This is a genomic window from Campylobacter magnus (assembly GCF_028649595.1).
Classification (GTDB): Bacteria; Campylobacterota; Campylobacteria; order Campylobacterales; family Campylobacteraceae; genus Campylobacter; species Campylobacter magnus.
The window spans coordinates 57,243-81,595 of record NZ_JAQSLK010000003.1 but is presented as its reverse complement, the minus strand read 5'-3'; the positions used below and the strand labels follow the sequence as shown (position 1 = coordinate 81,595).

The following is a 24,353-nucleotide window of genomic DNA, read 5'->3' as shown; positions in this document are numbered from 1 at the left end:
TGATTTTTTCTAGGAATTCTAGATTTTGGGTATTTTTATGATTTAAAAAGGACAAATATGAGTTTTTCAGATTATTTTAACGAGCATATCCCAAGCGTGGAGAGCTTTCATCCGCATTTTGATGAGGCTTTGGGCTGGATTTTAAAAGCTGGTGGCAAGCACTTTCGCGCTCAGCTAATGCTAAGCTGCGCTGGCGAACTGGGTATGAAAAATATCCACGATGCTTATCCAGTAGCCCTTGGCATTGAGCTAATTCATGCTTACTCGCTTATCCACGATGATTTGCCTGCTATGGACAATGCTGATTTGCGCCGTGGCGTAGAAAGCGTTCACAAAAAATTTGGGCAAACTACTGCGATTTTAGTAGGTGATGGACTAAACACTCACGCATTTTATGAGATTTCACGCTGCGAACTAAGCTACAAAAAACGCTGTAAAATCATAGAAATTCTAGCCAAAAACGCTGGTATAAAAGGTATGATTATAGGTCAGGCGATTGATTGTGAGTTTGAGGGCAAAAGCCTAAATGAGAAAAAACTGCGCTTTTTACACGAGCATAAAACAGGCGCACTAATAGCAGCTTGCATACAAATCGCAGCCATCTTAGCAGAGCGCAAACACAAAAAAGAATACCACGACCTAGGGCTTGATCTAGGGCTTGCATTTCAAATAAACGATGATATAATAGACGCCACAGCTAGCGAGCAAGATGCTGGCAAGCCAGTAGCACACGACATAGCAAAAAACTCATTTGTAAATCTACTAGGACTTGAAGGTGCTAGAAGCGAGCTAAAAAGTCTGCGTGAAAAAATCATCAAAAAGGCCGCCAAACTAGGCGTAGGAGTCAGCATAGCAGAGCTTATGCAAACATATATAAAGGGCTAAAATGTTTAATAAAATGTCAAACGAACTGCGTTTTTTGTGTGCCGATATGGTAGAAAAGGCAAACTCAGGCCACCCAGGCGCACCTATGGGACTAGCTGAGATCATCACAGCACTTAGTGGCAACTTACGACATAATCCAAAAAATCCAAACTGGCTAAACCGTGATAGACTAGTCTTTAGTGGCGGTCATGCTAGCAGCTTGGTTTATGCTTTTTTATATCTTAGCGGCTATGATCTTAGCATGGATGATCTAAAAGCCTTTCGTCAGCTAGGCTCAAAAACCCCAGGTCATCCTGAAATCACTACCCCAGGCGTGGAGATTGCCACTGGCCCACTAGGTCAAGGCGTAGCAAACGCAGTAGGTCTTGCCATGGCAGCAAAAAGCGCAGCAAGCTTGCTTGGAGATGATATTATAAATCACAAGGTTTATTGCCTTTGTGGAGATGGGGACTTACAAGAGGGCATTAGCTACGAAGCTTGCGCACTTGCAGGACATCACAGGCTAGATAATCTAGTGTTAATCTACGACTCAAATCGCATCACTATAGAAGGCGATACAAATGTAGCTTGGAGCGAAAATGTAAAAGCTAGATTTGAAGCTCAGGGCTTTGAAGTAGCTATTATAAACGGTCACTGCGAAGATGAAATAAAACTAGCACTTAGTAAACAAAAAGAAAAGCCTTATCTAATCATCGCAAATACAGTAATCGCAAAAGGTGCTTTGGATCTTGAGGGCAGCCACAAAACCCACGGCGCACCGCTTGGAGCAGAGCTTTTAGCCAAGGCAAAAGAAGCAGCTGGCATAAAGGGTGATTTTAGCGTGAGCGAAGATGTGCTTTTTGCCTTTAGAGCTATGGGTGAAAAAGGCGAGCTAGCAAACGCTAAATGGGATGAGCAAGTAAAAAATGCTGGAAAAAAAGAGCTTTTAGATTCTTTATTAAAGCCTGATTTTAGCAAGATTTCTTGGCCTGATTTCAAAGGGCAAAAAATCGCCACCAGAGATAGCAATCACAAAATCTTAAATGCTATTAGTGCATCTTTGCCTGGCTTTTTAGGCGGTAGTGCTGATCTAGCGCCTAGCAATAAAACCGAACTAAGTGGTGCAGGCGACTTTCCAGCTGGTAAAAACTTGCACTTTGGCATTAGAGAACACGCAATGGGTGCAATCACAAATGCTTATGCACGCTATGGGTTATTTTTGCCCTTTTGCGCTACATTTTTTGTATTTAGCGACTATATGCGAGCTTCGGTTCGCATGGCAGCGCTTATGAGCTTAAAAGAGTTTTTTGTTTGGACGCATGATAGCATAGGAGTGGGCGAAGATGGACCTACGCACGAGCCAGTTGAGCAGCTAAGCTCACTTCGCGCTATGCCAAATCTTTTTGTCTTTCGCCCAGCTAGCGGCGTAGAAAACACTCTTTGCTGGCAAAAAGCCTTGGTGCTAAACGCGCCATCGGCCTTTGTGCTCTCTCGCCAAGGACTAGAGGCTACGCCTGAGGCTGCATTTGGCAGCGTAGAAAATGGCGCATACTTACTAAAAGAGAGTAAAAACGCACAAATTACCTTGCTAGCAAGCGGCAGCGAGGTAGAGCTTTGCCTAAAAGCCTCTGATTTGTTAGCTAAAGAAGGTGTGGTGGCAAATGTAGTTAGCGCGCCTTGCTTTGAGCTTTTTGAGAGCCAAGATAAGAGCTACAAATCTAGAATTCTTACTGGCAAAGTGCTAGCAGTAGAAGCAGCTAGCGGCCTAGAGTGGTATAAATACGCCCATGATGTGCTTGGTATGAGCACTTTTGGCGAGAGTGGCAAGGCTGAGAAATTATTTGAGCATTTTGGCTTTAGTCCTGAAAATGTAGCCAAAAAAGCAAAAGAGCTTTTGGATAAATAGTGATAGAAAAATATAAGAAATTTTTGCTTGTTTTTGTTGGTTTACTTTTTTGCGCCAGTGTTATATACACTGGTGGCTTTATCTGGGCAAACACACTAGAAAATGGTACAGACGGTTTTTATTTTACTAAAAATTTTTTATTAGAAAATACAAAAGATAGACCTCGTATTATCTTAGATGGTGGCTCAAGCACTCATCACAGCATAAACTCGCTAATGATAGAAAATAAACTCAATAGAATAACCTTAAACATGGGTTACAATGCAGGATATCCTCTAGATTTTAGACTGCATAGGCTATCACATTTTATAAGTTCTAATGATATTATTGTTTTGCCGCTAGAATATCCATACTATAGCCGTGATGAACAAGCAATGATTTCTGTCATATCAGATGAGCTAGTAAGTTATGGAAAATTTCATTTTAATGCCTTGCCTCTTAGTAAAAAACTTTTAGTTATCACTAGGCTAAATTTTAATCAAGCCACAAAACCACTTAAGAATGTTTACAGACTAGCCAAACATAAACTCTTGGGCTCTGATTTTAACTTTGATGAAAAATTGGAAATTATAAAATTATTAGAAAGTGGTGAGAGGGGTGATATAAATTACAATGCTTTATTACAACAAGGTATTGATTTGCATAAAATAGATCATAACAATGGCGCTACATGCCAAGAGTATATAGCAGTTGATAAAATAAATAGCGATTTTGTTAAAAATATAGAACTAATAAAGCAAATACAGACTGAGAGTGGAGCAAAATTTATTTTTACATACCCTGCACTTGCTGGTAAAGACTGCTTTGATTTTAGCACCACACAAGGGAAAAAGCTAAAAGCATTAATAGAACAAATCAAACCACTTGTAGAATCTTATGGATTGTTATTTGTAGGAAATCCCTTTGAAAGTTATTTTCCAGACAATATGGTAGATACATACTGGCATATAGATGAAAAGGCAAGAGATATTAGAACCAAAAGGCTTATTGAAGAGTTAAAAAAGACAGGGCTTTTCAACACTAACAAATAAGAAAATTTTACACTTTCAATACAAGGATAATTATGCTTTTTACTACCTTTGATTTTATTTTTATATATTTACCTATTGTTTTTGCGATTTATTTTATTTTAAATAAATTACGACTTATTCGTCTTGGTATAGCATTTTTGGCTGTGGCGAGTGTGTTTTTTTATGGATATTGGAACTACATTTATGTCCCTCTCATCATCGCAAGTTTTACTTTTAACTTCTTTGTGGGCTCAAAGCTGTGTGCAATTGCTACTAAGTTTGAAGGACAAGAAAAGGCTAAAAAACCAAAGGGCTTTCTAACTTTTGGAATTTTAGCAAATATCACCTTACTGGGGTACTATAAATACACTGATTTTTTTATAGAAAACTTTAATGGTATTTTTGGCAGTTCTGTGCCACTTATGCATGTGATTTTGCCACTTGGTATTAGCTTTTTTACCTTCACACAGATTGCTTTTTTGGTAGATTGCTACCGTGGCTTTGTGCGTGAAAGAAGCTTTATAAACTACGCTCTTTTTGTTACCTATTTTCCGCATCTGCTTGCTGGTCCTATTATACACCATGCTGAGATGATGCCTCAGTTTGCTAACCTTCGCCGAAAAAAAATTCACTACAAAAACATAAGCTTTGGTCTATTTTTATTTTGTGTGGGGCTATTTAAAAAAGTAGTAATTGCTGATTTTTTTGCTCGCTTTGCTACTTATGGCTTTGATACTAGCACCACACTTAGCATGGCTGAGGCGTGGATTAGCTCGCTATCTTATACCTTTCAGCTATATTTTGATTTTAGTGGCTATACTGATATGGCAATAGGCATTTCTTACATGTTTAATATTGTCTTGCCATTTAACTTTAACTCACCTTATAAAGCTACTAGCATTGGCGATTTTTGGCATAGGTGGCATATGACACTATCTCGCTTTTTGCGCGATTATATCTATATCCCTCTTGGTGGTAATAGAGTAGGCGAGACTAGACTTTATACAAATTTATTGATGGTATTTTTAATAGGTGGAATTTGGCATGGTGCTGGTTGGACTTTTGTAGTATGGGGATGTATGCATGGCATTGGTATTGTGATTTCTCGCTATTATAGCTTGCACTTTAAAAAACTAAATAAGTTTTTAGCTTGGTTTTTGACCTTTAACTTTGTAAATATTGCTTGGATATTTTTTAGAGCAAATGATATGAATGGCGCATTTAAAGTACTTGGGGCTATGTTTGATTTCACAAATATAAAGTTTGGTGTAGAGTTTGTGAGATTTGTAAATTCTACCTTTGGTATTGTTAATAACATAGAAAGATTTAAAGTAGCAAATGCTTCTATGTGGGGTGTTTTGCTTCTTGCGCTTATAGTCTGCGTATTTGCTAAAAACTCGCAAGAAATGATGGAGCGTTCTCACTTTGATTGGCGAACAGCTCTATTCTTGTGCTTTTTGCTGATTTGTTCGTTTTTTGCTACTCGCAGCGTAGTAGAGTCTCAGTTTTTATATTTTAATTTTTAAAAGATATTAAATTATTTTAGCACCTTATACACCTTCATTGCTGGATCTAAAATGACTGGCTCAAAGAGCTTTTTATCATAATTTTCTAGCACAAAAAGCTGTATATAGCTAGATGCAAAGCTCTTGCTATCCATGATAAGAAAACGCCCATAATCATTCATAAAAATCACAAAAAGCTCAGCAGAGCTATTCATCCAAGCAGAGCTTACCTTTAGCTTACCATTTTCATATGAGGTAGTAAAATATGTGTTTATATCATAGCCCTCGCCACCATAGTTTATTCTGCCAAGCCCAAGGTCTATTACAAGCTCTCCACCACCAAGCCTTATTATATCTCCATCTCTACTAAAGCTCTCAGAGCTGATAAACACGCCATCTCCATAGCTTTTGCCATCACGCAAATCAAGATTGCTAAACTTACTAACCACACTTAAAATTCCATGCATCCTATCAGGCAGCACAAAATACACATCACGACTAGGCTCAGGGGTCTTAAATCTCTCATCATTTAGCGAAAATAAAAACTCATTTACATCACTAGCATTGTAGTCTTTCATCATCCAGCCAAGATTTGAGCTAGCAGGACGCTTTTTATTAAATCCAAGCTCAGTATACTCCACCTCTAGCCTAGCTATATTTGCAGCTATGTTCTGAGGGCTACTTAGTGCTAGACTTACAGCAAAGTTATCAGCGCCTAAGTGCTTGCCACCATCGATCAAGGTCTTTACATCACTATAAAAGCGAATTGCATATCCATAGTCCCACCACGCAAGGGCGTAATCCTCTCTACTTGCTATGTTTTTTAGCTCATTTAGCACCCTCACCTCACTAGCAGCAAAGACGCTAAAAGGCTTATAAACATAAATATGAGCAAGGCTTGGCATAATAGCAAGGCTAGCAAAGGCAAAAATCAGCCACTGCTGCGGCTTATAAAAATAAAATACAAAAATACAAAGCAGACCAAAAACAGCCGCCACCACCCAAAAATGTAAGCTAAACTTGGTAAAGTCACCTAAAATCCACGCTCCCACAAAAAGACTAAAAAGCAAAATAGCTAAAAATATAAGCTTTAGCTTTCTAGAATTCCTTAAACTTTTGCTAGATAAAAAAGCCCCTAGCCTAAGTGCCAAAAAATCTAAAAAAAAGCCAAAGCCAAGTGCCATTACAGGCACTGCATAAATGGTAAATCTAAGCCCTCCTTTAAGTGCTAAAAAGCCAAGGGCTAACATAGGCAAAGCAAAAAGCAAAGCTCTATAACGAAAGCACGCAATAGCGTAGCCAAGCACACTAGCTACAAAAACAGCAACCGAGCTAGAAATACGCTGCGCAAAAAGGTCAAGCGGTGGGGTATTGCTCTCCATTATAGTCTGATTTACATTGAAAAAATAAAAATCCTGCCCGCTGCTTTCTGCTAAATCTCTAAAAATATAAAACTTTAGATTAAACCAAAAAGGATTAAAACCACCAAAAAAGCCAAAAAGTAGCACACAAACTACGCACAGTCCCCATAAAATAACCCTGCGCTCTAAAAGCCCAGGACGAATCTGCGCTGCTACGCAAAGTAGCAAAATCAGTCCCAAGCGCAAAAACTCGCTAAAAGCACAAAGTGCAATAAGCATAAGCGAAATAGCAAAATACCCCTCGCTCTCACGCCTGCGATAAATTAGCACAAAAAGCGTAAAAAGAGCCAAAAAAGCAAGATTTAGGTTTATACTAGATGGATACCACCACATATTTGCTAGCATCGCAAGGGACGCAATAAGTGAGCCAAAACGCAGCCTAAGCACAAGTCGCACCAAGCCCCAAAGCACAAAGCACGGCAGCACGATAGTAAGCATATCAGTATCATAATATCCTGCCATGGTGCGGTTATAGTAGCTATTTGCCACCACAGCTATAAAAGCAGCCACAACACCAGCCCTAGCCACGCCCAAATCACGACACACTAGCACCAAAGGTAGCACAATAAAGGAGCTAAGAGCCGTGCTAAGATAAATCATCACGCTCTCTAGCTTAAAGCCAGTAATACTAACTATAAAAGCACTAAGCGCTGAGAGTGGCGAGCCATAAAAACTAAGGTCATTTGGCTGGTGAAAGCCAGCTAGCATATCCCTGGCACCCTCAGCAAATGCATAGCCGTCATTTGTGCTAATCATCAGCTCATTATCCCAGCTAAACTGAGCAAAGCCCTGCGCCCACAGCACCCACTCAAACCTACACAAAACACCAAAAATAAAAGCTGCTAGTGTAAGCCAAAAAACATAACTTTTATAAAAACTTTTTATCATCTTTTTTTCTCTAAAATAAAAATTTGTTCTAGAATTCCCAGGAATTCTAGAATTCATTGTGAAAAAATCTAGAATTCATTGTAAAAATTCTAGAATTCCTAGGAATTCTAGAATTTTTTAGCTCTTTGCTAATACTGAGATGTATTTAGATGTCTTTTTAGCGACTGTTCAAGGTCGCGCTTACCAGCCTTAGTTGAAATAATCTCAAAGAAATCCTTAACATGCACAGTATCATTACTGCCTTTAAATAGCACAGCAACAGTTTGATGTCCCTTGCTCTTACGAGCTTCTTCGATTGCGTTCTTATAGGCTTCATAAGTAAAGCCCTTGATGCCACAATCACACATTACTACTTTATAAGTATCTGTTTTTAGCTTTTTGTAGAACTGACCTATATCATTTACCACATCTACGCTACTAGCAAAGCTTAGCATGGCACTTTTGTAGATATTGCTTGCTGCAAGCGATTTTTTAAAGAGCAAGATATCCTTGATACCACCGGTAATAAGACCTTTTCGTCTTTTGAACACATTTATAGAGTAGATGATTTCTTGTTCTAGTCGCTCGGTTTTATTTTTATCGCAGATTATAGAACGCAAGATAGGCGAGTTTATATCACCCTCTTTTAGTTTTTCGTTTGAGATGCTTACTACTGGGCAGTCTACTTTTAGGTTTTTGAACATATCAGTATCTACAAAGACTATATCGTATTTGCCAGAAAGCTTTCCTTCAAGCGTGAAAACTTTATCTTTTTTGCTATCATCGTAGTCTTTTATCTCGCTTGAAGGTAGTTTTACATGCTGGATGTATTTTGCCACTAGAGAGCTTATGGCTGTTGTAGTTAGTACTAGGGCTGTGGCGTCTAGTTTTTCTATATTTTGTTCGCCTCTGGCTTTGCCTGTGATGATATCATAGGCATTTGCTATGCTATTTACACAAAATGGAGTTTCTATATGCACCTTATCATCTGTGATGACATCTGGTGGTGTAGGTGAGCAAAAGATACATTTTTGCATATCAAAAGGCTCTTTTTCGCCAACTACTATATAGATAGCATCATCAAGCTTAGCATCAGTAAACTCATAATCAAAGCCTAAGTATCTAAGATACGAGTCTAAAAGCACTCTTGGCTTAAGTGTCTCATTATTTTCACCCATAGGTAGCTCAAATTTAGGCAAGCTACTTTCATGGACATAGATTTTTTTGCCAGTATAAGCACCTTTTAAGTTGTGTGCATGATTGCAAAACTCAGCTTCTAGGATAAATGAAGCTTTGGTTCCTTTTTGTGATGAGTTTATTTCAAGCTTTGAGCCCATAACACGCAAATACTCTCTAGAAATTGTTAAATTAAGCCCTTTGGTGCTATATACTTTTATGTTTTTGTCAGTTTGACTATGTTCTATTAGCATTGTTTGATCAAAGCCAGAGCCATTGTCTATTATGCTAATTCTAATTCTTTTTATAATTTTTTCGCCTTGGATTTCTGTGTGTTCGCATTTTATTACCAAAGCAATCATACCATTTACCGAACAATACTTAATCGCATTGCCTAGCAATGTAGCAAAGATAAAACGAAGTTTTGCTATATCACAAACTACGCCACCTTCTAGTTCTGGGTCAATATAGGCTATGAAGTTTATTCTTGTTTTATTATTTTGCTTTATGCTAGCAATCACATCAGAGATTACATTGTTAATAGCGTCAAATATATCAACTTCTAAGAGCTCTAGGCTTAGATTTTTAGCTTGTATGCTAGAAATTTTTAGCAAAGAATTAAATAAAACATCAAGTTCTTTTGCACTACCTAAAAGCTTGTTGTAATAAGTCTCGTGTTGTTGTGTATTTGATTTTAACATTTGTAAAAGCTGGATATTTCCAACTATATCATTTAGGGGGTTTTTTACCTCACTAGTGATAAGATCCATGAAAAATGAATATTCATTTTTATTTCTTAGTTCAATTTTATCCATTTCATAAAAATGCTCGCTAATATCACCAAAAAGCTTGTATATTTCAGCATCATCTGGATTTTTGCTACGAAATCTAGCTATGGCTTTTAGGTTTTGGGTATGCAAATCTAAAAGAGATAGATTTTCTAAAAAGCATTTTTCTCTCCTTTTAAGCGAGATAAATGTATAAGCACAAAGAAGCACGATAAAAAATGAAACACAGGTATAAAAGGTGATTATATAAATCGAATTAAGCTGAGTTTTTTTAGTAAAATCTATCAAAAAATCTATGTTTTCTCCATTTTTATTTTCTATTTTTCTTGATACATCCATGATTACATTTGGGTTAGTTGTTATCTCGCCTCTTATGATTGCGCTATGAACGATGTTATAAAATTTTTCTATATTATATTTTGTGTATTCTTTATCTTGGCTATATTTTGCTTTTATCTCATCAAAATCTATTTTGTTAAAAGTAGCAAACGAAGCTGGTGTTTGATAAAGAATATCTATGTAATTAGCATACTCAAAATACAAATCATCTAATAAAAGCAAATCATCTTTGCTTAAAACCTTGTCTGCCCAAGCAGCCTTTACAAGCAAGTCTTTTATATTATTTTGTCGAACATCATCTTTAGCAATTTGCCACATAGCCATGATGATGCTGTTTATTTCGCTATTTACATTTTTTAAATGCAGTCTATCAAACTCTGCTAAAATATACTCATCAAGTTCTGAAAACCCAAGCAAAAACTCTCTATTTGTAACATTTACATCAAAGTTTTCTCTCATGGAATTTAGCTTGTGAAAAAAATAATCAGGCATATTTAGCTCTTTTGCCAAATTATTTGTAGCCTCTTCTAACTCGCCTATATCAATATCTACATCTAAATAAAACTCTTTAATAAGTCTAGCAGAACGCTCTTTGCTAATATCTTTAATCAAGCTATATAAAGGTGAAGCTCTATCTATAAGCTCTCTAAACTTAATACTACTATAAAGCCCCCAACTAAAATAACAAAGCAATATAATAGATAAAAAAAGTAGCACAAGAACACTTATTTTAGCAAAGAAAAATGTAGAAATATTAGCCTTCATACTTTATCCAAAAAAATAAAATTTAAACATTATAATATATTTTAGCTAAAAGAAAACAAATTTTTTAAGCATTTAAATTAAGAATTTTATTTGTAGTGCTTTTGTATTCTAGATTTTGCTATTTCTAACAAAATCTAGAATTCCTACTTCAAGATTTCTAACTATTTGCCCACACAATCATCGCATAAATAATGGCAAACATAATTAGCGTAGGCACCTCATTCCACACTCTAAAAAACTTGCCAGGCAAGGCGCATTTGCCTAGTCTAAAACTACGCAAAAAGTATCCCAAACTAAAATGATAAATGATAAGTAACACCGCAGCCGTTAGCTTAAGATGAAAATACGGCATTTGCATAAGCTCAGGTTTTAAATGCAATAAATAAAGCCCGCTTAGCAAGGTTATACCAAGCCCCAACCAGCCAATGCCATTATAAAGCTTACGCTCTTGAATTTTTACTACATCGCAAAAGCCAGAGTTTTGTCTATGCTCTGCGTGATAAACATAAAGCCTAGGCAGATAAAAAAGCATCGCCATCCACGAAATAAACGCACAAAAATGCACAAACTTCACCCAAAAATAGTCCATTATTTCTCCTTATTTTTTAATCAAAAGTCGTAGCAAAATAATAACCACGCCCAAATTTATCATCACATCAGCGAAGTTAAACACAGCAAAATTAAACCACTTATGCCAAAATACATAATCTACAACTCCGCCGTGGATAAAGCGATCAAGCACATTTGAAGCACCAGCTCCAAGAATTATTCCAAGCTCTGCGCTAAAGCGAGCAAGCATAGCTCTCTCGCCTATTAAATAGCCAAAAATTCCCACAATTAACACAAGCTGGATAATCTTTAAATACTCGCCTAAAAAGGCAAACATAGAAAAAGCAACACCGCGGTTGTAAGTAAGAACTAAGTCTATCCACTCGCTCTTAACACTAAGTCCGCCGTGAGTAAATAAGTATTTAATAGCTTGATCCACACACATAATGCAGATAAAAAATATAAAAAACTTACCTAAAATTCTAAGCATTTTCACTCTTGTTTTGGCTAATTATTACTAGGAATTCTAGATTTTTTACGCAGACTTTTTGTTACAAAAACCATAATCGCAAAAAGCAAAAAGCCATAAAGTGGATAGCGTATCCAAGTAAGCGTGGTTTTGTTTGAACTGCCTATTGCGCTTTGAAGCTCTACACCTTTGCTAAGAGCAATTCGCTCAGCTATATCAGCAAAGCCATTTAGCAAGGCAGCATTGTAAATATCATCTCTTTTTGATGCTAATAGTGGCAAAATCGTGCCGGTATTTGGCATAGGACTAAGCACAGCATCTTTATCTAGCAAATCAGGATTTGAAAGAATTATATCTACTTTTCCAGTTTTTTCATCAATTTTTTTTGGCACTAGCACGAGAATAGCATACTCACCACTAAGCTCAAACTTAGTGCTAGCTAGTTCTTTTAAAGATAAATTATTAGGATTTGTGCTTGTTAGCAAATGTGCGTTTATGTTTGTTTTTTCTTTTAGCTCGCTACTCATAGTCTCAAGCTTTGAGAGTACATTAGGGTTTAGAAGCTTTGCCTCATCAATAATAAGGGCATTTAGGGCGCACAAGGCGCCCACAAAAATTGCGATGAAATAACGCATTAGCCGATGAAAAGGTGGTTGTTTGTAAGCACAGACCACGCAGTTATAGCAGCTGCAACGATAAGACCGATTACGATTATATAGTCAAGAGCAGATTTCATTTTTACTCCTTTGATCTCATAATTTTACTTTCAGTGTCATAGCTATCAAGCATTTTGACACCAGCAAGCTCGCTGCGGTCGTATTCATAAGGCTTTTGCATTACATCTTGTTGAGCTGAAATTCCAAGCACAGTAAGAACTACTAAAATAGAGAGCAAAAGCACAGTAGCAATTAACATACCACCAACGCCACCAAATCCGAAAACAGATCTATTTTGATTTTCCATTTTACTCTCCTTTTAGCGAGTTAATATATGCACCAACAGCTTTTTGTTGAGTAGCATTTAGCACGCCTGAGTTAGCAAAGTTAGGCATCACACCGATAAAGCCACTTTTACCACGATTTAGCACATCAACTACAAAGTCGCTTGAGCCATATTTGCTAAGGTCTGGTGTCATACCATCCATACCTTTGCCATCTTCACCGTGGCAGCTAGCACAAGTAACAAATGCTTCTTTGCCAGCAGCTACTAATTCTGGATTTTTAGTTTTCTTTATAGCTGAAACTTCAGCAGCCACATAAGCAGCGATTGCCTTAGCAGTAGCATCATCTATTCCTAGATCAGCAGCTTTATTCATCTCACCCATAGGGTAGTTTAGACCTTTTGAACCATTTATTATAGTCTCATAAATAGCCTGTTCGCTACCCCATACATTTAGGTTAGCTGCTTTGCCGTTTATTCCGTTAGCGTCAACACCGTGGCACTGAGCACATTGAACCAAGAAAACTTGCTCACCCATAGCAGCTAGATCAGCACCTGATACACTAGCAAATTTTGCTTCAAACTTATCGTTATAGGCTTTTACTTCTTCGTTATACTCACCGATTTGAGAATATGAGTTTAGCGGATATCCTGCTAAGAAATACCAAATCGCCCAAATAATAGTACCTGCAAAACAAATCGCCCAGCCAAAAGGCAATGGGTTTTTATACTCGCCAATGCCATCCCAGCTATGCTCAGAAAGCTCACCTTTATCTGATCTATCTTTCATGGTACCAAATAGCCTGATCACAACAACAGCTGTGATTGTCAAAATAGCTATAGCACCAATAAAAGTAAGCAGATTTATATTATCTTCTAGATTAAACCATTTCATTTATTACTCCTATTGTCTGCAGAAGACTCGACAAGACTATCATCTAGCTTATCATCAAGAGCTAAGCGACCATATTTTTCGTAATTTCTACGACCAGCTTTTTCAGATTTTACCAAATGAAACCAGTAGCTGTATAAAATCACTACCATTAGCACTAGTAGTATGAAAAACCCATACCCCTGAAGCTCTCTAATTGTCTCTACACTCATTTTTTGCCTTATTTCAAGCTATTTAGATATGCGATAAGCGCTACAATTTCGCGGATTTCGCCATTTTTCTCAAATGCATCTTTGATCTCTTGATCTTTCATTTGATCGATAATAGCTTTAGCCTCTGCTTTTACTTGCGCTTGCGCTTCATCCCAAGAACCAAGTTTTACACCACCTTCAACATCATAAGGTACATTAAATACCTTCTTAACAGTCAAAGCCTCAGCATAAGCAGTTTCTATATTTGCATTGTTTTTAAACATATGTTTATAAGCAGGCATAATAGAGCCATCAACTACGCTTGTAGGATCTTTCATGTGGTTTTCGTGCCAGTCAGCTGTGCGGTAGTTACCGATGCGAGCTAGGTCTGGACCAGTTCTTTTAGAGCCCCAAAGGAAAGGTCTATCATAAGCAAACTCACCACTAACAGTATAAGCACCGTATCTATCAGTTTCTGATTTAAACGGACGAATTAGCTGTGAGTGGCAGGCGTTACAGCTGTCTTTTATGTATATATGGCGACCTGCAAGCTCTAAAACACTATAAGGTTTAGTATCTTTTGTAGGTCTTGCACGCTCAGCAAAATCTGGCAAAATCTCAACTACACCAGCATAAGCAATGAAAACAAATACAAAAACAGCAAAAAAGAAAGGATTTTTTTCTAACCAACTAAACATTTTATCTCCTTTTTCTTAATTGCCCATAGGTGAGGCAGAAGCTGGCTCACTCTCGATTTTTCTAGCACCCAAAGATTTCATAATGTTATAGCAGAACATAAAGAAACCAACTAAGTATAGCAAGCCACCAATTGCTCTAATCCAATAATATGGCTCTAGAACAGTCACAGTATCGATGAAAGTATAAGCAAGGTTACCAAACTCATCAGTAGCTCTCCACATCATACCTTGTGTGATACCTGCGATCCACATTGAAGCAAAGTATAGCACGATACCTGTAGTTTGGATCCAAAATTGTGCTTCCATTAGTGATTTTGAGTAAATCTCTCTTTTAAACACGCGTGGAGTCATATGATAAAGTGCGGCCATGGTCATAAAGCCAACCCAGCCAAGAGTACCATCGTGAACATGTCCTGGAATCCAGTCAGTAAAGTGTGCAATAGCATTTACTGATTTGATTGAAAGGATTGGACCTTCAAGAGTAGAGAACATATAGAATGTACTAGCTAGAATCATAAACTTAATAAGTGGTGATTCTCTTAGTTGACCCCACTCACCTTTCATAGTAAGCAAGATGTTAATAGCTGAACCCCAGCTAGGCAAGATTAGCACAATCGAGAAAATAGAACCCATTGTTTGCATCCAATCAGGAACAGCTGAATAGATCAAGTGGTGACCGCCAGCCCATAGATAAACAAACATTAGACCCCAGAAGGCAAATACAGAAAGTTTATAGCTGAAAATTGGTTGACCGCTTTCTTTTGGTAAGAAATAATAGATTTGCGCAACGATAGCTACTGTAAATACAAACGCAACTGCGTTGTGTCCCCACCACCATTGAACAAGAGCGTCGTTTGAACCAGCATACATAGATACTGAGTGCCACCAATCTCCTAGTCCTGTTACAAAATAAGTAGGAACTGCCATATTGTTAAAGAGATATAGCATAGCCACGCCAAGGAAAGTAGCTATATAGTACCAAATAGATACATATAGAGTTTTCTCACGGCGAATTCCAATAAGACCAAAAATGCTAACACCCCAAAGAACCCAGCAAATCACGACCAAAATATCAATTGGCCACTCTAGCTCAGCATATTCTTTTGATGTAGTAATACCAGCAAATAGTGTAATTACTGCAAGAGCAATGATAAGAATATATAGCCAGAAGTGCAATTTACCAATAAACATCAAAAACTTGCTCTCGCTCATTGATACTTTTAGCACCCTTTGACCTACATAATACCATGTAGCCCAAATACCTGAAAGCATGAAACCATATACCACACCATTTGTGTGCAATGGTCTAAGACGGCTAAATGTTGCGTATTCGCCAGCTAGATAGTTTAGATCTGGATAAGCCATTTGGAACGCAATAAGCGTACCAATGCCCATGCCCACGATACCAAAAATCAGCGTGGAAAACATAAACAATTTAGCAACACTAAAATCGTAATTCAATACATTACCTGGTTGCATTGAAGTCCCCCCTACTAAAATTTTGTTTTGAGATAAACAACGAGCGAAGTATAGCATAAATAAAACTTAAATAATATTAAAATTATATTAAAAAGTGAAAAAAAATAAATTTTTTAAAAATAAAAAATTCCTAGCAAAAAAATAAATTTTTAGTTTTTTTTTGCTATAATGCGCCAATTTTATACAAAATTTTCAGGGGAACACCATGCAAATAAGCACAGCTATAAACGAATCTGTCCTTCATATCTGCGATGTTTTGGATACAAAAGTAGATTTTGCTGATTCTATAGAAGGCGAAATTTACGGCTCTTCAATCCCAGTTTATGAAAAAACAGAAGAAGGAGAAAAGGAAATTCAGTTTTTCTTGTATTTCAAAAAAGAAGTTTTAAAAGACGCTGCTGATAAATTGCTTCAATCAAGCTACACAGAAGACGATTTAGACGACCTTTCACGCGAGCTAGCAAACCAAATAATTGGATATGCTAAAAATCTTTTAAACAATGCTTCTGCGCACAATCCTTACTCTTTGGGCGTACCTGAGTTTTTGGGTGTGGTTGAGCATTTTCACATAGAGTTTATTGAATCAAAAATTTATAAAATAAATGGCAATGTACTAAAAATAGGTTATAGAATAGCATGGCAGAAGAAGAATTAAGCCCCAATGGGCTCTTTCATGGCTATGATGAGCTACTTGATATCGGCGTAGAGTTTATTAGCGAGCTTGGCACTAGTACTATTAGTGTGCGGGAGCTACTAGCACTTGATATAGGCAGCATCATAGACCTTGAAAAGCCAGCCGGTGAAAGCGTTGAGCTATATATAAATAACTGCATAGTAGGCAAAGGCGAGGTTATGGTATATGAAAAGAACCTAGCTATTCGTATAAACGAAATTCTAGATTCTAAATCAGTTATTCAATACTTCAAAAAAGAGCTCTCGCAATGATTTTACGCCTTTTTTTTACCCTTTTTGCCAGCTTTGTTTATTTGCAAGCTGGCAATTTGCTTACTTATAATCTATATTCTAGGGCTGAGAATTTTGATATAGTGCTTGGCTTTGATGAGCCTTATAATGCGCAGATTAGACAGCAAAATCAAGATGGTAAAATAATACTTTTGCTAGAAAATACCAAAATCAAAGAAAACTTTTCTCAAGCTCTAAACTCTAAGTTTATAAACTCTATAAGCATAATGAACTTTCAGGGCCAAATGCTTGGCATAGAGCTAAAAAGCGATAAAAACCTACAAATCACCCCAGCAAAAAATCCTGATAAAATGAGTATGTTAATCCGCATAACCCCAAAAGCTATTAGCAATTTTAGCGAGCTTGGAGCGCAAAAAACTAGCTCAGTTGACGGTAAATACACAAGCCTTATCGTCGTGCTTTCGCTACTTTGTATCGCCCTTGTGATAATAAGAAAGCGCCTTGATAAAAAAATAAAAAATGCTAAAAAAGCAAAGGCTGTCCAAAAAAATCTTTCTAGCTCAGAGAATTCTAGAAAAACAGAACAAAGCGTAGAACAAAAACCAGAACAAAACACGCAAAAAAATATAGAAAGCAAAAAAACTGATTTTGCAAGCGAACTGGCAAATGCTGATTTTGAGATAGAAAACACAGCAAAAATCATCTTTGAAAAGCCACTAGATGATAGAAATAAGGTTGTGCTTTTTGAGCATAATGCCCGCAAATACCTTGTGCTAACTGGCAGTTCAAATGTGCTTTTAGACCGCTTTGGCGAGGATAATATCCGCACACAAAGCGACTTTGAGCTGTTTTTTGAACAAAATAAAAATATGCTAGCAAACTTTATATCAAAGCGCACAAATAGCTTAGAAAATTACAAAAACAACCTTGGCGCAGAATAAGGGAATTCTAGAATTCCCTAAAGAATTCTAGAATTTTGTTAGATAAATATAAAAAATAATTCTAGAATTCCCTAAGGAATTCTAGAGTAAGGAATTCTAGAATTGGTTAGATAAATATAAAAAATAATTCTAGAATTTCGTTAGATAAATATAAAAAATAACTCTAGAATTCCCTAAGGAATTCTAGAATTGGCTAAGAAAATAAGTTATAGCTTACCGCCTTCAACTACGATATCATCAGCATTTGAATCAGCTCCATAAACTGGACGCAAGGTCTCTTCATAGGCTTTATGAAAGAAGTTTTCTTTGCCAAGCTCAACGATTTTTTCATTTATCCATGATAAAAGCTCTTTATTTCCCTTTTTCACAGCAGGGGCAATCACATCCAAATCACCTAGCTTTGCTATACCTACGCTAAAGCCTTCATTTTGATTTGCCCAAGCTTGAACCTCGGTATTATCGGTGCTAAAAGCATCCCCACGACCATCTAAGAGTGCGTTATATGCTTGAGAGTATTGATCGAACTTTAAAAGTTTTATCTCAGGGTAATTTTTTGTGAAATAAAAATCAGCAGTAGTACCCTTTACCACTATTAGCGTTTTGCCTTCAAGCTCTTTTACATCGGTAATTTGCGCCTTTTTAGGACTTACTACGCCAAGGGCTACTTTCATATAAGGCAGAGCAAAATCTACTTGCTTTTCTCTCTCGGCTGTTTTTGTGAAATTTGCTAGGATAATGTCAGCCTTATCGCTTTTTACAAACTGCACCCTGCTAGCTGGATCAAGTGCTAAAAACTCTAGCTTCACGCCCAAATCCTGCGCAATACGCTTAGCAAAATACACATCATATCCTTGATACTCACCCTTGCTATCAACATAGCCAAAAGGTGCTTTATCGCTAAATACACCTATACGAACCACGCCTGCTGCTTTTATTTCATCTAAACTTTTTGCCCATAAAGAACCAAAAAGCACAGCTGCTAGAAAAACTATTTTTAATAGTCTCATTTTTTCTCCTTTAAATAAAATGTTTAGGGAATTCTAAACTAGCAAAATAAATATATAGTAAATAACAAATATTTTTTCTAAAACTTTAATATATAATGTCTTAAAATATTTATAAAATTACTTAGTATTCAAAAGACTTCAAAAATTCTCTAGCTCTTTCATGCTTTGGTGAGCTAAAAAATTGCTCTGAGCTCTCATCTTCAGCCACCCTACCACCATCTAAAAACACTACCCTAGAAGCCACCGCTCTTGCAAAGTTCATCTCATGCGTTACTATAAGCATTGTCATTCCATCATTTGCTAGATCTCGCACGACTTCTAGCACCTCTCGCACCATCTCTGGATCAAGCGCAGCTGTAACCTCATCAAACAGCATTAGCTCAGGTCTCATACAAAGTGCTCTAACAATCGCAATGCGCTGTTTTTGTCCACCACTTAGCTCTCTTGGATAAGCACTTTGCTTTTCTAAAAGTCGCACACGCTCCAAAAGCCTTAGCGCAAACTCTTTTACCTCTTTTTCATCTCTTTTTTGAACCTTAAGCGGAGCTAGCATAATGTTTTGGAGTACATTTAAATGGGCAAAAAGATCATAACTTTGAAAAACCATACCGATTTTTTGGCGCATTGCGATGATATTTTTTTTGTTAATTAGCTCGTCTTTGAAGTAGATTTCCCCACTATTTATGCTCTCAAGTCCATTTATCGTGCGAAGCAAGGTACTTTTTCCACACCCAGAAGGCCCTAGCACGGCTACAACTTCGCTTTTTTTTATCTCTAAGTTTATACCCTGTAAAACCTCTAAGCTTCCATAGCTTTTTACTAATTGCTTGATTTTTAACATTTTATCTCTTTTCAAAAAATTTTGAGCACAGTGAAGTAGCAAAACACAGCACAAAATACATCATAAACACCACCCCATACACCCACAGCGCACCATTTGGGTGGCTAAATCTCGTGCTATCAATGATCTGTTCGGCTACTTTTAGCACCTCCACCACGCCTATTAAGGCTACTAGCGAAGTAGTTTTTATGATACGAGTAATGAGATTTATACTAAGTGGAGTTAAATTTTTTATAGTCTGTGGAATGATGATATAAGCATAAGTTTGGGTTTTATTTAGCCCTAAAGCAAAGGCGCTTTCATACTGGTGTTTTGGAGTGTTTATAAGAGCTGAGCGAACCAAATCTCCCATTTCAGCTGTCCCCCAAAAAGTAAAAACAATCACAGAGCTTAAAAACGCAGATATATCAAGCCCCAGCCATGATGAAACACCAAAATACATAATAAAAAGTAGCACCAGCTGAGGCATAATACGCACAAACTCTAAATAAATGCGTGAAATAAGCTTAGTAAGCCAAAAATCTATAGTCATAAAAAGACCAAAAATCACACCAAAAACTAGCGAAAAAAAAGCAGAAATAAGGCTAATCTCAGCACTTACTAAAAGCCCTTCTAAAAGCCTAGAAAAAACACCATCAGCAAATAAAATACTAATTCCCATAGCCAGCAAACCTTAGTTTTTTCTCCAAATAAAAGCCAAGAGCTAAAATAGGCGCAAGCAGCAGCAAATACGCTACTACAAGCATAAAAAGGCTTTCATTTATCATATAATCAATGCCGATTTGATCCTTTGCTACATACATTAAATCAGCTAGCGCAATTGCGCTAAAAACCGAAGTTTCTTTTAGCAAAAACACTACATTTGCCAAAAACGCAGGCACACTAACACTAAGTGCTTGCGGTAAAATCACATAAAAAAACGCTTGAGCATTGCTAAGTCCAAGGCTAAGTGCACTCTCACGCTGAATTTTCTCAACTGAGCTTAGCCCAGAGCCAAAGGCCTCGCACATATATCCACCACCTAAAAACGCAAGCCCTAAAATGCCGCAAACCTCAGCACTAAGGCTAATCCCAGCCTTTGGCAAAGCATAGTAAAGAAAGATAATTTGAATTAGAAGCGGAGTATTTCTGCTAAGTTCTATATAAGCACGGATTAAAAGCCCTAGCACAGGGACAGCACGAAAGCCAGCGCAAAACAGCCCCAGCAAAAATGATAGAAAAATCCCCAAAGCACCAATGCGCAAAGTAAGCCAAAAAGCGTCAATAAACTGATGATAATTTTCTAATATATAAGTAAAATCCACAATTAGCCTTAAAAAAATCCTGGGAATTCTAGTTTAAAAGTTTAAATTGAAATTTAACTTTATATTTTTTATCTAAAAAATTTTGCTTTGTATTATAGATAATTCTAGAATTCCTTAGCAAAGATTAACCAAAATTAGCTATAATCGCAAGGAATTTTAAGCAAAAAGGATACAAAATGGCACTACCAGAATCACAATATATTTGGTATGATGGGAAAATGGTGGCGTGGAAAGACGCTACTACACATGTATTAACTCACTCACTTCACTATGGAAATGCTGTATTTGAGGGCGTTAGAGCCTATAAGCTTGATGAGGGTTATGGCATTTTTAAGCTAAAAGAGCATACAAAACGCCTTTTTAACTCAGCTAAGGCTTGTTTGATTGACATCCCTTTTAGCGAAGATGAGATAAATCAAGCTCATATTGATGTAATAGCTCAAAATACCTTTAATAACAATGTTTATATCCGTCCAATCGTGTTTTTAGGATATGGCAAAATGGGCGTTAGCCACATCGGCTGTCCTGTAAATGTAGCAGTAGCTGCGTGGGAATGGGGTGCTTACATGGGCGAAGAAGCGCTAGAAAACGGCATCAAAGTAAAAATCAGCTCATGGGCAAAACCAGGCGCAAACACAATGATGGCAAAGGCAAAAGCCAGCGCAAACTACTTCAACTCACAAATGGCAGGCTACGAGGCTCACACAGCAGGCTACGATGAGGCACTTTTACTTGACCCGCAAGGCTTTATCGCAGAAGGTCCTGGCGAGTGCTTTTTTATCGTGCGAAATGGCGCGATCATCACTCCGCCAAACGACACTAGCTTAGAGAGCATCACACAAGCAACTGTGATTGAAATAGCAAAAGACCTTGGCTATGAGGTTCGCAGAGAGCGACTGACAAGAGATCATGCTTACACAGCTGATGAGGCGTTTTTTACAGGTACTGCAGCAGAGGTTACGCCTATTGCCTACATCGATGGTCGCAAAATCGGCTCAGGCAAAAGAGGCGAGGTAGCAAAAAGACTTCAAGATGAGTATTTTGCCGCAGTAACTGGCAAAGTAGAAAAATACAAAAAATTTATCACAATAATTAAATAAAGGATAAAAATGCCAGCAGATTTAAATGATTATTTCAACAAAAATAACAACAATAGCAGCAAAAGCTCACGCCCAAAAGTAGATTTTAGCAACTTAAAACTACCTGATTTTAACAAATTCTCAGGGCTTATCTACACTCTAATCATTATTATAGTGATTTTAGTAGTGGCAAAACCCTTTGTCATCATAAACTCAGGTGAAGTAGGCATTAAAAGCACAGCCGGTAGATTTGATCCAATGCCGCTAAATGCAGGCTTTCACTTCTTTGTGCCTTTCATCCAAGAAGTGCGAATCGTAGATACTAAAGTGCGCCAAATCAACTATACATCAAGCGAAGGTCGCAACGAAACAGTTACAAGGGGCAGTGGTATAGAGACAAAAGATACTATCTCAGTGCTTGACTCTCGTGGTTTGCCAGTATCTATGGACATCACAGTTCAATACCGCCTAAATCCACAAAACGCACCGCAAACCATAGCAGCGTGGGGCTTTAGCTGGGAGAATAAAATCATTGATCCAGTGGTGCGAAATGTCGTTCGCTCTGTAACTGGTAAATACACAGCCGAAGAGCTACCTGAGCGCAGAAACGAGATAGCAACAGCAATTGATGCAGCAATTAGAGCTGATATTGACAAACAGCCAAATCAGCCTGTTGAGCTTGCTAGCGTTCAGCTAAGAGAAATTATCTTGCCACCAAAGGTAAAAGAACAAATCGAGCGTGTCCAAATCGCTAAGCAAGAAGCAGAGCGTACCAAATACGAAGTTGAGCGGGCAAACCAAGAGGCTCTAAAAAAAGCCGCCCTTGCTAAAGGTAATGCAGAAGCAATTAAAATCGAGGCGCAAGGTAAAGCCGATGCTGTAAAGATCGAGGCTGACGCACAAGCGTACTCAAATAGCGAAATTGCTAAATCGCTAACCGGCAACTTGCTAAGCTTAAAACAAATTGAAATTCAGCGCAATTTTAACGAGGCACTAAAAGAAAATAAAGATGCTAAGATCTTTTTAACCCCAGGTGGTGCAGTGCCAAATATCTGGGTGGATACAAAAGACAAAGCAAAACAAAGCGCAATGCAATAGTAGTCTAAGCTAGATAACAGTTTTGAAAGCAATGAGTATGCAAATTGATTGGCAAAAAGGACTAATCCCAGTAGTAACCCAAGATGAAAACGGCGAAGTTTTAATGCTAGCTTACATGAACGAAGAAGCATTTAAACTTAGCTGTGAGAGTGGCTATGCTCACTATTTCTCACGCTCAAAAAACCGCATTTGGAAAAAAGGCGAGAGCAGCGGCAACACCCAAAAAATCAAGCAAATCAAGTTTGATTGCGACAATGATGCAATCTTGCTAAAAGTGGAGCAAATTGGCGCTGCTTGCCACACTGGCTCTCACTCTTGCTTTTTTAAAGAGCTTGATATTCTAGAAAAATCTAGAATTCCCAGCGAGAATTCTAGAATTCCTAGTACAAACACGCCTAGCTACGGCATTTTAGACGAGCTTTATCACACTTGCTTAGAGCGCAAGCTAAGTGGCGATGAGAGCACTAGCTACACAGCCAAACTCTACAAAAAAGCCCCAAACTCATATCTTAAAAAAATCGCCGAAGAAGCCTGCGAGTTTGCCCTAGCTATAAAAGACTTTAAAGCTGGCGCAAAAGGCGAGCACAAAGAGACCCAGCCAGCTTATGACATAGTCTATGAGGGCGCAGATGTGCTATTTCATATGCTAGTGGCTTTAGCTGATGTGGGCATACATCCTGAACAGCTTCTAAATGAGCTTAGGCGCAGAGAAGGGCTTAGCGGCTTAATAGAAAAGGCTAATAGAAAAGGCTAATAGAAAATGAAACAAAGCATAAGTGAGCTAAGAGGGCACATTTTTTTTTATTTAGAAAACCTTAATAGCTATGATTATATCTTGCTTGCGTGTTTATTAGCTGGCTTTTTGGTGCTTATGATTTTTGCCTTTTGGGCTTTGTTTCGCTCGCAGTTTTTGGGGGCTATTTTTATCTTGCTAGCAGTGGTGTATTTGCTTTGTGGTGGATACTTTGGCTACAACTATATTGAAGAGAATTTTCGCACAAGAGAGCTACAAATTGTAAACTCAAAGCAACTAGCCTACTCTGATACCTTTTTACTGGATTTAAACCTTACAAACAAAAGTAGCAAAGCCTTTCACATTTGCCGTGTAAATGTAGAGTTTATCAAAAACTCAAAAAAACAAATAAACAAGATAAAAAATACCATAAAACCGCTAAAATCAGTCTTTGCGCAAAGCGAAGGTCGCATCTCCCCAAACCAGAGCGTGGAGCTAAATATGACTATTTATAACTTTAGACCGCAAGATTATAATATCACTACCTTTTCGCAGTGTTTTTAAGGAG

Annotated in this window: 26 protein-coding genes; 11 read left to right on the top strand and 15 right to left on the bottom strand. The window is 37.5% G+C overall.

Annotation, left to right across the window (positions count from 1 at the left end; translation table 11 throughout):
* The first annotated feature begins 57 nt into the window (after positions 1–57).
* From PTQ34_RS04940 to PTQ34_RS04925, 4 genes are read left to right on the top strand one after another with little or no spacing between them, the layout of a single operon-like run.
* Positions 58–885, top strand: coding sequence for a polyprenyl synthetase family protein (locus PTQ34_RS04940; RefSeq protein WP_273932408.1), 828 nt, complete (start codon positions 58–60; stop codon positions 883–885).
* A gap of 1 nt (position 886) precedes the next feature.
* Positions 887–2,770, top strand: coding sequence for a transketolase (tkt, locus tag PTQ34_RS04935; RefSeq protein ID WP_273932407.1), 1,884 nt, complete (start codon positions 887–889; stop codon positions 2,768–2,770).
* Entirely contained in the window at positions 2,770–3,801 is a 1,032-nt protein-coding gene (locus PTQ34_RS04930; RefSeq protein ID WP_273932406.1) for a hypothetical protein, read from the top strand. Before tkt ends, PTQ34_RS04930 begins: the two co-directional genes overlap by 1 nt.
* A 32-nt stretch (positions 3,802–3,833) precedes the next feature.
* Positions 3,834–5,306, top strand: coding sequence for an MBOAT family O-acyltransferase (locus tag PTQ34_RS04925; RefSeq protein WP_273932405.1), 1,473 nt, complete (start codon positions 3,834–3,836; stop codon positions 5,304–5,306).
* Between the two features lie 11 nt (positions 5,307–5,317).
* On the opposite strand, the gene PTQ34_RS04920 is transcribed toward PTQ34_RS04925, so the two are convergent.
* From PTQ34_RS04920 to ccoN, 11 genes are all read right to left on the bottom strand, one after another.
* The gene (locus PTQ34_RS04920; RefSeq protein ID WP_273932404.1) at positions 5,318–7,594 is read right to left on the bottom strand and encodes an STT3 domain-containing protein; all 2,277 of its coding nucleotides are present in this window, start codon (positions 7,592–7,594) and stop codon (positions 5,318–5,320) included.
* A gap of 128 nt (positions 7,595–7,722) precedes the next feature.
* Entirely contained in the window at positions 7,723–10,641 is a 2,919-nt protein-coding gene (locus tag PTQ34_RS04915; protein ID WP_273932402.1) for a sensor histidine kinase, read from the bottom strand.
* Between the two features lie 157 nt (positions 10,642–10,798).
* Positions 10,799–11,230, bottom strand: coding sequence for a CopD family protein (locus tag PTQ34_RS04910; protein ID WP_273930158.1), 432 nt, complete (start codon positions 11,228–11,230; stop codon positions 10,799–10,801).
* A 9-nt stretch (positions 11,231–11,239) separates the two neighbouring features.
* Positions 11,240–11,680 carry a signal peptidase II gene (lspA, locus tag PTQ34_RS04905; protein WP_273930159.1) on the bottom strand — a complete coding sequence of 147 codons (441 nt, stop codon included), beginning with the start codon at positions 11,678–11,680 and terminating at the stop codon, positions 11,240–11,242.
* A gap of 17 nt (positions 11,681–11,697) precedes the next feature.
* Positions 11,698–12,294 carry a hypothetical protein gene (locus PTQ34_RS04900; RefSeq protein WP_273932401.1) on the bottom strand — a complete coding sequence of 199 codons (597 nt, stop codon included), beginning with the start codon at positions 12,292–12,294 and terminating at the stop codon, positions 11,698–11,700.
* On the bottom strand, positions 12,294–12,395 hold the full coding sequence (locus PTQ34_RS04895; RefSeq protein ID WP_273930161.1) for a hypothetical protein: 102 nt from the start codon (positions 12,393–12,395) through the stop codon (positions 12,294–12,296). The genes PTQ34_RS04900 and PTQ34_RS04895 overlap by 1 nt, the downstream gene beginning before the upstream one ends.
* Before the next feature lie 2 nt (positions 12,396–12,397).
* Positions 12,398–12,622, bottom strand: a complete 225-nt coding sequence (locus PTQ34_RS04890) for a DUF4006 family protein (protein WP_273930162.1) — start codon at positions 12,620–12,622, stop codon at positions 12,398–12,400.
* Position 12,623: 1 nt separating this feature from the next.
* The gene (locus PTQ34_RS04885) at positions 12,624–13,493 is read right to left on the bottom strand and encodes a cbb3-type cytochrome c oxidase N-terminal domain-containing protein (RefSeq protein WP_273932399.1); all 870 of its coding nucleotides are present in this window, start codon (positions 13,491–13,493) and stop codon (positions 12,624–12,626) included.
* Positions 13,490–13,702 (bottom strand): cytochrome c oxidase, cbb3-type, CcoQ subunit, encoded by a 213-nt coding sequence (locus PTQ34_RS04880; protein ID WP_273932398.1) that lies wholly within the window; start codon positions 13,700–13,702, stop codon positions 13,490–13,492. Before PTQ34_RS04880 ends, PTQ34_RS04885 begins: the two co-directional genes overlap by 4 nt.
* A gap of 8 nt (positions 13,703–13,710) precedes the next feature.
* The gene (gene ccoO, locus PTQ34_RS04875; protein ID WP_273930165.1) at positions 13,711–14,379 is read right to left on the bottom strand and encodes a cytochrome-c oxidase, cbb3-type subunit II; all 669 of its coding nucleotides are present in this window, start codon (positions 14,377–14,379) and stop codon (positions 13,711–13,713) included.
* A gap of 15 nt (positions 14,380–14,394) precedes the next feature.
* The gene (ccoN, locus tag PTQ34_RS04870) at positions 14,395–15,858 is read right to left on the bottom strand and encodes a cytochrome-c oxidase, cbb3-type subunit I (RefSeq protein ID WP_273932397.1); all 1,464 of its coding nucleotides are present in this window, start codon (positions 15,856–15,858) and stop codon (positions 14,395–14,397) included.
* 205 nt (positions 15,859–16,063) lie between these two features.
* On the opposite strand from ccoN, the gene PTQ34_RS04865 reads away from it, so the two are divergent.
* The 3 genes from PTQ34_RS04865 to PTQ34_RS04855 are packed head-to-tail and all read left to right on the top strand — an operon-like array spanning position 16,064 to position 17,723.
* Positions 16,064–16,513 carry a chemotaxis protein CheX gene (locus PTQ34_RS04865; protein WP_273930167.1) on the top strand — a complete coding sequence of 150 codons (450 nt, stop codon included), beginning with the start codon at positions 16,064–16,066 and terminating at the stop codon, positions 16,511–16,513.
* Positions 16,495–16,803 carry a flagellar motor switch protein FliN gene (gene fliN, locus PTQ34_RS04860; RefSeq protein ID WP_273930168.1) on the top strand — a complete coding sequence of 103 codons (309 nt, stop codon included), beginning with the start codon at positions 16,495–16,497 and terminating at the stop codon, positions 16,801–16,803. The genes PTQ34_RS04865 and fliN overlap by 19 nt, the downstream gene beginning before the upstream one ends.
* Entirely contained in the window at positions 16,800–17,723 is a 924-nt protein-coding gene (locus tag PTQ34_RS04855) for a hypothetical protein (RefSeq protein ID WP_273932396.1), read from the top strand. The genes fliN and PTQ34_RS04855 overlap by 4 nt, the downstream gene beginning before the upstream one ends.
* A 206-nt stretch (positions 17,724–17,929) precedes the next feature.
* Here the strand turns inward: PTQ34_RS04855 and PTQ34_RS04850 are convergent, their stop codons facing one another.
* The 4 genes from PTQ34_RS04850 to PTQ34_RS04835 all read right to left on the bottom strand — a co-directional run bounded on the left by PTQ34_RS04850 (position 17,930) and on the right by PTQ34_RS04835 (position 20,875).
* A complete protein-coding gene (locus tag PTQ34_RS04850; protein ID WP_273932395.1) occupies positions 17,930–18,730 on the bottom strand; it encodes a cysteine ABC transporter substrate-binding protein in 801 nt (266 codons plus the stop codon).
* A 121-nt stretch (positions 18,731–18,851) separates the two neighbouring features.
* Positions 18,852–19,571 carry an amino acid ABC transporter ATP-binding protein gene (locus PTQ34_RS04845; RefSeq protein WP_273932394.1) on the bottom strand — a complete coding sequence of 240 codons (720 nt, stop codon included), beginning with the start codon at positions 19,569–19,571 and terminating at the stop codon, positions 18,852–18,854.
* A gap of 1 nt (position 19,572) precedes the next feature.
* Positions 19,573–20,232 carry an amino acid ABC transporter permease gene (locus PTQ34_RS04840; protein ID WP_273932393.1) on the bottom strand — a complete coding sequence of 220 codons (660 nt, stop codon included), beginning with the start codon at positions 20,230–20,232 and terminating at the stop codon, positions 19,573–19,575.
* A complete protein-coding gene (locus PTQ34_RS04835; protein WP_273932391.1) occupies positions 20,222–20,875 on the bottom strand; it encodes an amino acid ABC transporter permease in 654 nt (217 codons plus the stop codon). Before PTQ34_RS04835 ends, PTQ34_RS04840 begins: the two co-directional genes overlap by 11 nt.
* Positions 20,876–21,051: 176 nt before the next feature.
* On the opposite strand from PTQ34_RS04835, the gene PTQ34_RS04830 reads away from it, so the two are divergent.
* Genes PTQ34_RS04830 through PTQ34_RS04815 form a run of 4 tightly spaced genes read left to right on the top strand, consistent with a single transcriptional unit; the run spans position 21,052 to position 24,349 of the window.
* The gene (locus PTQ34_RS04830) at positions 21,052–21,975 is read left to right on the top strand and encodes a branched-chain amino acid transaminase (RefSeq protein ID WP_273932390.1); all 924 of its coding nucleotides are present in this window, start codon (positions 21,052–21,054) and stop codon (positions 21,973–21,975) included.
* Positions 21,976–21,984: 9 nt separating this feature from the next.
* Positions 21,985–23,052 (top strand): SPFH domain-containing protein, encoded by a 1,068-nt coding sequence (locus tag PTQ34_RS04825; protein WP_273932389.1) that lies wholly within the window; start codon positions 21,985–21,987, stop codon positions 23,050–23,052.
* 37 nt (positions 23,053–23,089) lie between these two features.
* Positions 23,090–23,806 (top strand): bifunctional phosphoribosyl-AMP cyclohydrolase/phosphoribosyl-ATP diphosphatase HisIE, encoded by a 717-nt coding sequence (hisIE, locus tag PTQ34_RS04820; RefSeq protein WP_273932388.1) that lies wholly within the window; start codon positions 23,090–23,092, stop codon positions 23,804–23,806.
* Between the two features lie 6 nt (positions 23,807–23,812).
* Positions 23,813–24,349 (top strand): DUF2393 family protein, encoded by a 537-nt coding sequence (locus PTQ34_RS04815; protein ID WP_273932387.1) that lies wholly within the window; start codon positions 23,813–23,815, stop codon positions 24,347–24,349.
* Positions 24,350–24,353: the final 4 nt, after the last annotated feature.